The sequence below is a fragment of the Blautia caecimuris genome (assembly GCF_024622975.1).
GTDB lineage: Bacteria > Bacillota > Clostridia > Lachnospirales > Lachnospiraceae > Blautia_A > Blautia_A caecimuris.
This window is the reverse complement of sequence record NZ_JANJZT010000056.1, coordinates 1-10,505: the sequence shown is the minus strand read 5'-3', so window position 1 is coordinate 10,505 and position 10,505 is coordinate 1. Positions and strand designations below refer to the sequence as shown.

Annotated in this window: 12 protein-coding genes and 2 pseudogenes; 4 read left to right on the top strand and 10 right to left on the bottom strand. The window is 51.3% G+C overall.

The window, feature by feature from the left end:
• Together NSA57_RS20055 and NSA57_RS18660 are read left to right on the top strand one after the other, a co-directional pair.
• Positions 1 to 180 (top strand): annotated as a pseudogene (locus NSA57_RS20055) (IS91 family transposase); the annotation flags it as partial.
• 294 nt (positions 181 to 474) lie between these two features.
• Complete coding sequence (locus NSA57_RS18660; protein WP_257465754.1) at positions 475 to 960, top strand: GNAT family N-acetyltransferase; 486 nt, start codon at positions 475 to 477, stop codon at positions 958 to 960.
• 76 nt (positions 961 to 1,036) lie between these two features.
• Here the strand turns inward: NSA57_RS18660 and NSA57_RS18655 are convergent, their stop codons facing one another.
• The gene (locus NSA57_RS18655) at positions 1,037 to 1,321 is read right to left on the bottom strand and encodes a DUF6809 family protein (RefSeq protein ID WP_257465753.1); all 285 of its coding nucleotides are present in this window, start codon (positions 1,319 to 1,321) and stop codon (positions 1,037 to 1,039) included.
• Positions 1,322 to 1,441: 120 nt separating this feature from the next.
• Between NSA57_RS18655 and NSA57_RS18650 the strand changes: the two genes are divergently transcribed.
• Complete coding sequence (locus NSA57_RS18650) at positions 1,442 to 1,648, top strand: ribbon-helix-helix protein, CopG family (RefSeq protein WP_160276093.1); 207 nt, start codon at positions 1,442 to 1,444, stop codon at positions 1,646 to 1,648.
• A 72-nt stretch (positions 1,649 to 1,720) separates the two neighbouring features.
• Here the strand turns inward: NSA57_RS18650 and NSA57_RS18645 are convergent, their stop codons facing one another.
• The 7 genes from NSA57_RS18645 to NSA57_RS18615 all read right to left on the bottom strand — a co-directional run bounded on the left by NSA57_RS18645 (position 1,721) and on the right by NSA57_RS18615 (position 8,614).
• A complete protein-coding gene (locus NSA57_RS18645; RefSeq protein ID WP_257465752.1) occupies positions 1,721 to 3,376 on the bottom strand; it encodes a recombinase family protein in 1,656 nt (551 codons plus the stop codon).
• 109 nt (positions 3,377 to 3,485) lie between these two features.
• A complete protein-coding gene (locus tag NSA57_RS18640; RefSeq protein ID WP_004054174.1) occupies positions 3,486 to 3,659 on the bottom strand; it encodes a hypothetical protein in 174 nt (57 codons plus the stop codon).
• Between the two features lie 276 nt (positions 3,660 to 3,935).
• Positions 3,936 to 5,294, bottom strand: a complete 1,359-nt coding sequence (locus tag NSA57_RS18635; protein WP_257465755.1) for a virulence-associated E family protein — start codon at positions 5,292 to 5,294, stop codon at positions 3,936 to 3,938.
• On the bottom strand, positions 5,284 to 5,910 hold the full coding sequence (locus NSA57_RS18630) for a CHC2 zinc finger domain-containing protein (RefSeq protein ID WP_257465751.1): 627 nt from the start codon (positions 5,908 to 5,910) through the stop codon (positions 5,284 to 5,286). Before NSA57_RS18630 ends, NSA57_RS18635 begins: the two co-directional genes overlap by 11 nt.
• A 59-nt stretch (positions 5,911 to 5,969) precedes the next feature.
• Entirely contained in the window at positions 5,970 to 7,358 is a 1,389-nt protein-coding gene (locus NSA57_RS18625) for a plasmid recombination protein (RefSeq protein ID WP_257465750.1), read from the bottom strand.
• Between the two features lie 568 nt (positions 7,359 to 7,926).
• Positions 7,927 to 8,232 carry a molecular chaperone gene (locus tag NSA57_RS18620; RefSeq protein ID WP_120412423.1) on the bottom strand — a complete coding sequence of 102 codons (306 nt, stop codon included), beginning with the start codon at positions 8,230 to 8,232 and terminating at the stop codon, positions 7,927 to 7,929.
• The gene (locus NSA57_RS18615; protein ID WP_257465749.1) at positions 8,216 to 8,614 is read right to left on the bottom strand and encodes a hypothetical protein; all 399 of its coding nucleotides are present in this window, start codon (positions 8,612 to 8,614) and stop codon (positions 8,216 to 8,218) included. The genes NSA57_RS18620 and NSA57_RS18615 overlap by 17 nt, the downstream gene beginning before the upstream one ends.
• 205 nt (positions 8,615 to 8,819) lie before the next feature.
• Between NSA57_RS18615 and NSA57_RS18610 the strand changes: the two genes are divergently transcribed.
• Positions 8,820 to 9,677 (top strand): helix-turn-helix domain-containing protein, encoded by an 858-nt coding sequence (locus tag NSA57_RS18610; RefSeq protein ID WP_257465748.1) that lies wholly within the window; start codon positions 8,820 to 8,822, stop codon positions 9,675 to 9,677.
• A 118-nt stretch (positions 9,678 to 9,795) separates the two neighbouring features.
• Here NSA57_RS18610 and NSA57_RS18605 read toward each other — a convergent pair whose 3' ends face one another.
• Both NSA57_RS18605 and NSA57_RS18600 read right to left on the bottom strand, forming a co-directional pair.
• On the bottom strand, positions 9,796 to 10,179 hold the full coding sequence (locus NSA57_RS18605) for a TnpV protein (protein WP_150838770.1): 384 nt from the start codon (positions 10,177 to 10,179) through the stop codon (positions 9,796 to 9,798).
• 97 nt (positions 10,180 to 10,276) lie between these two features.
• Positions 10,277 to 10,432 (bottom strand): annotated as a pseudogene (locus NSA57_RS18600) (TraM recognition domain-containing protein); the annotation flags it as partial.
• Positions 10,433 to 10,505 lie beyond the last annotated feature (73 nt).

The following is a 10,505-nucleotide window of genomic DNA, read 5'->3' as shown; positions in this document are numbered from 1 at the left end:
AAACACAAGAAGCTTACTTTATGCCGGAATCTCCTTGGATGCCAAAAGTATCTCTCGAAGCTTCGAGGTAAGGAGATACCGGAAATATTAAAACAGCTTTATGAGATAAACATTTGTGTGTGTAAATCCTGTGGCGGGCATCTTGGAAAACCACAGCTTCGAATACCACAAAGATGTTAAAAGCTTATTCTTTCATACATTTTCTAAAGCCTCAAAGCTTGAGGTTTTGTTGTCGTACCTATTTATCTGAAAATACTTGATTTCTGTAGCTTCTGCACAGAAAATCCTGTATAATCACAGGTAAGTACAAAAGATTGAAAGTCCATAGGTAATGACTACCCGGACGCTCACTTTGTTCAATGAGGTCAAATCGAAAATGGTGTAAACGAAGGGGCAGTTCACTGGAATGTCAAAACTGCTTTTTCGTTTACCCCATCATCGATTCTAACCTAAAGAATTTGCGAGGAAAAATGTATGATTAGAATAAAGCCATATAGAACTTCGGATGTAGATACAATATTATCGTGGTGTCAAGACGAAAAATCATTTTATCAATGGACAGCAGGCATACTCGGTAATTATCCGATAACACAAAAGGAATTTTCTTTTGTTGAATCTCTAATGCCGTTTACTGCATTTGATGAAACCGGAATTGTTGGCTTTTTTACGCTAAGGAATCCTGATGAATCATTGGATGAATTACGTTTTGGATTTGTTATTGTAAATCCTCACAGGAGAGGAAAAGGCTATGGAAAAGCTATGCTCCAGTTAGGGTTAAAATTTGTATTTGAGATATATGGAGCAAAAAAAGTATCACTGGGCGTTTTTGAGAATAATCTTCCAGCTTATTACTGTTATAAAGCAGTCGGTTTTAACGATGTAGTTCTTGATACAACAGAAACATACTGTGTTCTAGGTGAAGAATGGAAGTGCAAAGAAATGATTATGGAAAATAGATAAAATTCCAGCTTGTCAGCAACCCCAAAAAAGGCAGCCGCTCCCGTCAAAGCGTCTGCCTTTTCCTGTCCCAGTCCTTCTACTCGTCCCTGAAAACCTCTGCCATCATCTTTGCCCCCAGCTTAAAACCGTCAATAAACATTTCCGAGAACTCAAACGGGATTACGTCAAGCTGTTCGTCCATGATTTTAATAAACCGCTTGTCAAGGGGCGGCTCCAGCTTAGCCAATACCTCAATAAAGTCCTCATAGTGGTGGTAATGCCCCTGATGGATTTTCCGGTATTCTTCACCTTTAGGGGCATACTGCTCCGCCGGGAAGATTTCACCGTTATAAAGCTGTTCCAGTACATTTTTCACTTCCATGACCTCCTTTTTATTTTGTAACACTATTATGTATTACATATTTGTATTTTACCATGTGTTATATAAATGTCAAGAAGAATCGTTTATAATGGTTGCAGAAACGTAATACGGAGGTGTAACATGGCAGATAAGTTTGTGGTACGTCAGAAGAAACCCGACAAAAAGGAAGATAAGTCAATCGTTATGACGCTGCGGTTAGACCGGGAATTGCAGGAAGAATTTGACTCTCTGGCGGCAAAAAGCGACCGCTCCCGAAATGAATTGATGTGTATGGCTCTGCGCTATGCCTTAGACCACTTAGAGTTTATCCCGGAAGCCGGAGAGTAGGAAACCCGGCTTCTTTTTCGTGTACAGACAAAAAGAAAACCCTTCCCCCAAAAAGAGAGAAGGGCATTGCCGTTATTCTGTTACCGCCGGTATCTCCCCGACAAAGTTATAAATGATTTTGATTTCCTGAAACTTCTCCCCGTCAACCTTTTTCACCTCACCCACCAGAATCCGGCTGATAAGGCGGTTTAAGATACCCTCGTCCAATTCCTGTATCGTGGCATACTGCCGGATTTCACGGATAAAGGTGCGGACGTCGCTTTCCTGCTCATTGGAACGGCGCAAGGAGAGTGCCAGTTCTTTTAGCTGCTTCTGGTTTTCCTCCTGTTCCCGTTCCATTGCCGCCGTCAGCTTCACAAACCGCTGCTCGGACAGGATTCCCTTTGCCTTGTCGGTATACAGGTTCAAAAACATATCGTCAATCTCCCGGTTCCTTGCTTCCAGCCGTTCCCGCTCCTTCTCCATCTCCGAAGCGTCCGCCAGATACCGCCGCTCCATGCGGCTGCTAATCCGCTGGTAGAACGATTCCACGTCTTTCAACGCCATTGTTGCAAGTTCCTGAATGTCCCTCAACACAAGATTGTACAAATCCCTGGCTTCCACCTTATGGCTGGTGCAGGAGTTCTTCCCCAGCCGGTTATACGTCTGGCAGATATAATACGCCTTGTCTATCGGCTCCCGTTCCTCGCCGGTAAAGCGGTTCTTCCCGGTTCTGCCTACTTTCTCATAGCGTACCTGCATGGACTTCCCGCAGGTGGCACAGTAGATAATGCCGTGGAACAGGTTATAGAAGGGGCAGGCGTTCCCCTCCATGATGGGAGGGCGGCGGTCAATCAGTTCCTGCACCTTCTCCCAGTCCTCCGGGCTTACGATGGCTTCATGGCAGCCCTCAAGGACTTCCCATTCCTCACGGGGGATGATGTCATAGGTATTGGAGCGGATTCCCTTCTGGTGCGTCCGGCAGACAAGATGTGCGCCCTTGTAAAACGGGTTCCGCAGGATATGGCTAATCCTTGCGCTCCCCCACGAATAATAATTCACGTCACATTCCGTATTGCTTTTTACCCGTGTGATGGGGATTTTATCCTCCATCAGTTGTTTGGCTATCCGCATACACCCCCAGCCGTTTAAGGCAAGGTCATAGATTTTACGGATAGTAGGTGCTGTTTCCGGGTCAAGGATAAGGTGTCCCCTTTCCTCCGGGTCACGCATCAAGCCAAGGGGCGGCTGCCCGCCGCCAAACTTCCCCTGACGTGAGCGTGTCATACGACCAGCCAGCACTTTCTTTGAAATATCCCGGCTGTACATGTCATTCAGGATATTTTTGAACGGCGTAATGTCCATCTCCTGACGGGTCAGGCTGTCCACGCCGTCCGTGACCGCTATATACCTTACATTGTGTTTCGGGAAAAAGATTTCGATATAACTGCCCGCTTCAATATAGTTCCTCCCAAGCCTTGAAAGGTCTTTGGTTATCACGCAGCCCACCTTCCCCGCTTCAATGTCGGCAATCATACGCCTAAACGAAGGGCGGTTGAAATTCCTTCCCGTATACCCGTCGTCCACGTAATACTCATACCGGGGCATACCGTTCTTTTCAGCGTAATCTTTGAGCATAAGTTTCTGGTTGGAGATGCTCATGCTCTCATTCTGGCTGCCGTCATCAAGGGAAATCCTGCAATAGAGGGCGGTTATTTTCTGATTCGATAGATGATTCTTCCTGCTCATAGGCTTCTCCTTCTATGAACAGGGACACGATACCATGATAATACCATGCCCCCGCCATTTGTTCAACTGTTTTCTGCAAGATTCCCGGTTTTTCTCCGGTTTCCGCCCTTTAGCCTGCCTGCCGTTTCTGCCATTCCTCGAACCGCTCACAGGTCTGCCTCTCGATAAGCTGCTCAAAAGCTTCCTGCATGGTCTGGCTGCCCGCAAACTCACGGGACACGATAAACTGCACCTTTTTCTTTTTGTTCCGGCTCTGCGCCGGGCGGTCTGCTTGTTTTGCCATAGGCATTTACCTCCATAAAGATACCCGGACGGCTCCGTCCGGGCGTGTGTCGTGTGCTGCCGGGCAGGTGGGAGCCTGACAACGGGGTCTGACAACGGACGTTAAAAAACCCCGCACACAAAACCCAGCTTCCCGTTTCCTGTCCTGATTGATTTTCTTTCTATTTTTCCGTTGCTTTCGTTGTCAGGAAAAGAAAAAGCCCGGAAATACGGCATTTGCAGCCTCTCTTCCCGGCAACGGGCTTGACAACGGGAGGGGCAACCAGCCGGCAACCGGCTATGGCTTTTCTCCTTCCAGCCATTCCTCCGGCAGCCCAAGCTGGACGGCTTCCCCTTCGGGCAAAGGCTGGAAACCCGATTTCCCATGCCCTCCGTTGTCAGGCGGCTCCGCCCGTTCCCAGCCCTTCTGCCGGTTATAGGGCGGCGGGAAATGCCGTGGATTCTCAAAGGCTTTCCAGCCCGCCGCATAATTCTTCATGATGGAGTTAATATCACGAATGTCATACTGCTTCGGTTCCTCATAATCCGGGTGTCCCAGCCCTTCATGGTAGATTTGCAAGGAGCATACCATCTTCCCACCGTACCCGTCCAAGAAGTTCAGAATCCGGGTGGCTAGGGTGTCCTCCGGCATGAATGACCGTTGGTGTTCTTTCAGATACCGCTCCATTGCTGGGCTTAGTTTCAGCTTTACATCGCCTTTCCGGTAAACCTCCATGACCTCCGCCCACATCTGCCCGATGTAGGCTCTGGAAGCGGCTTCATCTTCCAGAATGTGAACCTCCGCCGCTTCCGCCTGCACCTGCACCGGCAGGAAACGCCGGTTCCCGGTTCGGTCAAGGGGCAGGAAGTCCAGCGTGTTGGAAGTCCCGGCAAACACGCACTGCCGCTTATGGTCTTTTGGGTGGACTTCATAAGGGGCTTTGTAGGTTTCCTTCTGGCGGCTCAAAAAGGACTTAATATCCTCAATGCTCTTTGCGTTTGCCGTGGCAATCATTTCTGACATTTCAATAATCCAATGCCCTTGCAGCTTCCGGTATACGTTATCATCGTCCAGCTTCCGCAGGTCATCGGAAAACCACTCATCACGGACAGCAAGGAACCGAAAGAAGGTGGACTTCCCGGCTCCCTGACCGCCCACCAGACAGAGCATGACCTCAAACTTTGTCCCCGGCTTGAATACCCGTGTCACTGCCCCCAGCATGAACAGCAGGAGGACTTCGTAATTGTAATCATTTACCTCCGCACCGAGGAAATGGCGCAGGGCATAGCGCACCCGCTCCGTCCCGTCCCATTGCAGGCTGTTTAAATAATCACGGACAGGGTGATACCGGTATTCATTGGCGGCGACCTTGATAGCCCCCTCAATCCGCTTTTCCGAGGTCAGCCCGTAGTGTTCCTCCAAGTATAGAACCAGATATTGAATATCCACGTCCGTCAGGCGGCTCCCGTCCCGATACCAGCCAAGGGGCTTCACAATGTCAACCCGGTCAGTCAGGAGGTTGCTGCTGAACGCCCCTCGAAGCAGCGGGTCATGCAAAAACACCGCCCTGTAATTCCCCGGCGTGTTGGCGGTCTGCCCCTTCTGGGTGGTTTCCAGCATCTGCCGGACTTCCCCCACCGTCTTTTCACCGTCCATGCTGTCTACGGCTGTTCCCACGGCTTGCCTGACCTCTGGCGGCAAACTTTGATACCCTCCGCTCAATCCGTTCCACCTCCTTCCCATGCCCCGTGATGACTGCGGCTTTTTCCTCCTTTGTCCCGGTCAGCAGCGTGTCTAAAAGATAACCCACATACTCCCGTTTCTGCATGGCTTCCACGAACAGCGGGTTCCACCCGTCCCCCGGCGATTTCGGCGCATATGCCGTTTCCCACCGCTCCAACAGATGTAGATAATCACTAAGCACCCGGAAGCATTTCCGCTCCGCCTGCAAGAACCGCAGTTCTGCCGACACGCTCCGTCTTGCCGGTTTTGGGGAAGCCCGCCCCCGGCTGTCATAAGAAATGCCAAAATCTGAAGCCAGCTTTTTCGCCGCTTCCAGACCGGGCAGCCCGTAAAGCCTTGCCACAAAGTCAATCACGTCCCCGTCCGCCTGGCAGCCGAAGCAATGGAACCGCTTATCCACCTTCAAGCTGGGATTCCTGTCATCATGGAAAGGGCAGCACGCCATGCCGTTCCGGTTCACCCAGATGCCGTACATTTCCGCCGCCTGCCTTGCCGTTACATTTTCCTTTACTGCTTCAAATACATTCATACCGTCCCTTCCCGGAAATAAAAAAGCATCTGCCATTTCCACAGCGGAAAGCAAATGCTTCAAATCTCCATATCTTTTTTTGTTGCTGCCCTTACGTTCCTGCGCTCCATGCGCTCCCGGTTCACCCGGTCAGCTTCTATTTTCCCCCTTGCGAGCCTGTCCTTCATGGATTCCCTTGCCTTCTCTTTAATCTGCTCCTTGTTTGCACGGCTCACCTCCGGCTTTTGGAGCGCAGACTGGACTTTCCTTAACACTTTCTGCGCCGCATTTTTAATCTGCTCCTGAACCGTACACAGGCACTTCACGGCGAAATCCCTTTTCTCCTGCGGGGCTTTCCGTTCCGGCGAAGCCAGCCACTTTTTGTAATCCTCCACCGCCCGGATGTCCTCCTTCTGCGTTTCCGCCCGGACGGTATCCGCCACAACTTCGCAGGCTTTCTCATAAGCCGTGTCCGCCACTTCCTCCACCAGCGATTCCATGTCTGCAATCTTCATGGTGACAGTGGCAAGTGCCGCCTGCTTTTCCGAAAGTTCCCGCCCTTTTTCCGCAATCAGCCCCTCCTGCTTTTCCAGTTCCTTTTCTTTTTCTGAAACGGCTTTTGCGGCTTTATCAAACTTCTTTTCCTGCTCCGCTATGGCTACGGTGTTTTTCGTCAAGGCTTCCCCCTGTGCGGAGAGTATTTTCTTCTGTTTTTCAATGATGAAGTCCTGCTTTTCCAGATAATCCCGCCCGCCGTAGGACGGCTCCTGTTCCAGATGAACCCCGTGCCGCCTGCTGATGTCAAACAGCATTGTCCGGCAGATGGAATCAAAGGTCTGCTTCCGGTTGTTGTTCTTCCCCTTCGGCTTGTCCGGGGAGGGAAGCGGCACTCCCAGTTCTTCCAGCGCCTTTTCCTGCTGGGGGCATAACTCCCCGTACCGGTTTTTGCAGTCGAATACATGGCGCTCATGGATATGCGGCGTCCCCTCGTCCAGATGGAGCGCCCAGTCCAAAAGGTGGACGTGGGAGCCGAACCGCCGTTCAAACTCCCCGTAAAACTCATTTACAATCTGGAACAAGGTTTCCGGCGGGACGGATTCCTCCACCGTCCCAATCTGGTAAATGCTTTCCTCCGGGCAGGTCTTATTGTTCTTTAACAAATCCCCCACCGTGCGGTTGCGTTCCGTGTGCCGGTTCTTCTCGTTCCTTGCGTTCTGGGCTTCAATGAAATCCGAATAATTCTCGGTGTAATAAGCCAGTTCTATCTGCTCAAAGCTGAAATCCGGCTGGGAGGAATCCTCCCGGCTCCCGGCGGTGGTATAGCCCCGGTAACAGTCCCAGTACACGTTTTTCTTTGCCCGCTCCGAATCAATATGCCCGCTGTTTTCCACGTCAAAGCGGCGGTCATTGTGGCGTGGGTTGTATGTGCCGTTTTTGCCGGAGCGTCCGTTGTGCCGTGTCAGTTTCAATCCAAAATCCCCCTTTCCTTTTTACCGATTTCCGGGCGGCGGGAGGGGCTGCGAAGCTGCCGAACCTGCGGGGCTTGCGTCAGGTAATACCCAGTACGAGTTGACGCAGGCATCAACTCTAGCTGGGCAAGGCGTTTCACCCTTGACCCGATAAGGACTGCCGCCCTTAACCCGCCAATGGGCGTTGCCCCTTGACCCCAACAGGGCTGCTGCGCCCCTGTACCCCGCACAGAAGGCTGCCGCCCTCTGTATTCCCGCAAAGTCACAGCCCCGGAACCGGGAAAGCTGCCCCATATCCGCCATGCCTGAACCGCTGCCAACGTGAGTGCGCTGCGTCCGCCCACGTCAAAGACGGCTCCCTTTTTTCCGTATCAGGAAATCAGAACGCACCGCACTCGTTCTGATTTCCCACAGAAACCCCATCCATGCCCCATGACAGCCGGAAAAACACGCCCAAAACAGGCATTTCCGCCGTCCGGGGCTTCCCTGATGTCTGATACCTCCACCGTCAACCACGGGGAAAATACCGGCTCCGCACCCGTTGTTTTGACCGTAAAACGCCCCCAAATCAGGCAATATCCTTCCCGCCCGGCATGGACTTGAAGCCGTGTTCTTTGGCATATGCCCTCGCCGCCGCCCGCCGTTCCTCACTGTAAGGCGGAACCAGCCGGATAGACAGCCGGGACTTATCCAGAACATAGGTCACGCTCCCTTCCGGCGTGGACTTCTCCAAACGGCACAGGAGCGGATATTTTTTGCTGAACTCCGCCAGCCGCCGCTTCAAGTCCGCATTGAATGTGTAAATACTGGCTTCCTTCTCACCCTCGTTGAAGTTGACAATCGTTTCCTTTTCATACTTAGACGGCTTTCCCATAAAATCCCTCCCAGTCTGTGCTTTTTTCAACCATGCGGATATGCTTCTTTGCTTCAAAATATCCTTCCATTTCCAAACGGAGATGGCGGTAAAAACAGGGATACCATTCCCCGGCTCCGCCGTCATCCAGCTTCCTTGCCAGGCACAGCACCCGGCGTTTCACTTTTTCATCCACCGTCAGGGCAGTGACCCATTTCAGCCTGCGGACGGTGTTCTCATGGCTCCCGCACCCGAAGGCATATAAAATCTTCTTTTCCTCAATGCTTAACTTCATGTTCCTTCCTCCATAATTGAAAGTTTGTTTCCCTGCCGTTTTGCCTGCAATCCGTTCCTGCCCGGAATCACCCCAGCGTTTTCCGTCCCTTTGGTATGCTCCTGTCATGGCACTACTTCTCCGGGAACGATATCACTTGCAGCCGGTCATTCTGTTTTCCATGTCCTGTGACACTGAAATCTTATCAAAATAAACCGGCTTCCCCCGTATGTCCGAAAGGCTGGAAAAATTCCCGAAAAACCAAAATTTCCACGCTTTCGGAAATGCCCTGTGCTATAATGGTCATGAACCCTGTTTTGAGAGGAGGGGCGCAATGTATATAAAACTGACGCTTCAGGAGGAATTAAAAGACGAGAGAACCAGCCGCCGCATGACCCTTGCGGAACTGGAAAAGGCAACAGGCATAGCAAGAGCCACGCTGGGAAAATATGAATCCGACAAATGCACGGATATAAGCCCGTTCAACCTTGCAAAGCTGGCGGAATACTACGGTCTTTCCATGGATTACCTCATGGGGCTGACCGAAAATAAGAACCACCCGAACACCGCCCTGCATGAGCTGCACTTGAATGATTCCACAGTTGATTTGTTAAAAAGCGGCGCACTGAACAACCGGCTCCTCTGTGAGTTTGTCTGCCATCCCGGATTCCTGCGCCTGCTGACGGATATGGAAGTCTGCATTGACCGGATTGCGGATATGCGTATCCATGACATGAACTTAGTTCTGGAAAAAGCAAGGCAGTCCGTCATAGAACAGCGGCAGCCCCCTGAAAACGACCTCTATATGCGTACTTTAGAATTAGGGCAGGTCAGCGAGGAACTGTTTTTCAGCCATGTTATCCATGATGACCTTGACCGGATTGTAAAAGACCTCCGCACCCGGCACGAATCCGACAAGACCACTGCCGAGCCGGAAACCCCCGCAGCGGATTTTGCCAGGAACATCCCGGTGATACTGCTGGACGCCCTCATGCACAAAGGCACGGCGGACGAAAAGCGGGCGTTTACTATCTGCCGGGTATTCGGCATTGACTATATGAGCCTCCCGGAAGAGGAACGTGCCACCCTTGCCCGTGTGTTCAAGAAATCCCCCCTTCTCCCCGTATCTGCCAGCCAGCGTGGAAAATCAAAGCTGCTGTCCCTGTTTGGGAAGAAAAAAACGAAAGAATGACGCAAAAAGGGCTGCCATTCCCGTAAAATCCGGTTAGCAGTCCTCTTTACTGTATCGTGTGTCCTATGTTCAATTTTCCGGCTTTAGAGCCGCTTTTTCCAGACAGGAGCCAGCCGCATTACGCATAGACCAGTTCCGCATAGATAATTTCCTCCGCCCGGTTGCGGATAGAATTGCAGCGGCGCACCCATTCAAGCTGGTCATCCGCTTTCAATTTCTCCGTCACGCCCTCGGCGGCTTTCATCTGCTCCATGATAAGGTCAAGCCGCTCCTGTGCCTGCTCGTCCACGTCGGCAAGGTGCGTCCAGAGTTTCCCTGACAACAGCAGGCTGCAATAAAGGGCGGGGCGGGCTTCTTCCAGATAGGCTTTACGCCTGCGCCCCCAATGCCCGATTGGGCGGGATTCCTCCGTCAGCCGCAGGGCGGGAATGTAATAATCACCCACAAGAACGTAGTCAAGACCGTTGGTATCGTCATGGATTCTTTCTGGCAGTTCTTTCATTTGTGACCTCCTGTATTCAGTTTTCCGGAATCCAGTTGTTCGTGTCCCTGTTCATGCGAATTTATAAGGCAACTGAACTCTTCACGAACAAGTATGGCATATCCTTTCCTAATTTCTGATAACTGAGGCCGTGAGAAACCTGGCTGCCCCGGTTTTCGGACTGGTTATAGAGATCAATGGTCTCTTTCCCCAGCAGTTCCGAAATTTCCTTGAGCGTGGATTTCTCCTTGCCTCCCAAAAACAAAGTGCTGTCATGAGGTAAGGTTCAGCTTGTCCTTTACAGGACTTGCATCCCCTCCCTCCCAAACCGCACGTACACCTCTCGA

Excerpts from the sequence above, each read along its gene's own strand:
- NSA57_RS18635 (WP_257465755.1), bottom strand. The coding sequence starts at position 5,294 with ATGGACGGTGAAAAGACGGTGGGGGAAGTCCGGCAGATGCTGGAAACC.
- NSA57_RS18650 (WP_160276093.1), top strand. The coding sequence starts at position 1,442 with ATGGCAGATAAGTTTGTGGTACGTCAGAAGAAACCCGACAAAAAGGAA.
- NSA57_RS18645 (WP_257465752.1), bottom strand. The coding sequence starts at position 3,376 with ATGAGCAGGAAGAATCATCTATCGAATCAGAAAATAACCGCCCTCTAT.
- NSA57_RS18655 (WP_257465753.1), bottom strand. The coding sequence starts at position 1,321 with ATGGAAGTGAAAAATGTACTGGAACAGCTTTATAACGGTGAAATCTTC.
- NSA57_RS18605 (WP_150838770.1), bottom strand. The coding sequence starts at position 10,179 with ATGAAAGAACTGCCAGAAAGAATCCATGACGATACCAACGGTCTTGAC.
- NSA57_RS18620 (WP_120412423.1), bottom strand. The coding sequence starts at position 8,232 with ATGGGAAAGCCGTCTAAGTATGAAAAGGAAACGATTGTCAACTTCAAC.
- NSA57_RS18630 (WP_257465751.1), bottom strand. The coding sequence starts at position 5,910 with ATGAATGTATTTGAAGCAGTAAAGGAAAATGTAACGGCAAGGCAGGCG.
- NSA57_RS18640 (WP_004054174.1), bottom strand. The coding sequence starts at position 3,659 with ATGGCAAAACAAGCAGACCGCCCGGCGCAGAGCCGGAACAAAAAGAAA.
- NSA57_RS18615 (WP_257465749.1), bottom strand. The coding sequence starts at position 8,614 with ATGACAGGAGCATACCAAAGGGACGGAAAACGCTGGGGTGATTCCGGG.
- NSA57_RS18660 (WP_257465754.1), top strand. The coding sequence starts at position 475 with ATGATTAGAATAAAGCCATATAGAACTTCGGATGTAGATACAATATTA.
- NSA57_RS18610 (WP_257465748.1), top strand. The coding sequence starts at position 8,820 with ATGTATATAAAACTGACGCTTCAGGAGGAATTAAAAGACGAGAGAACC.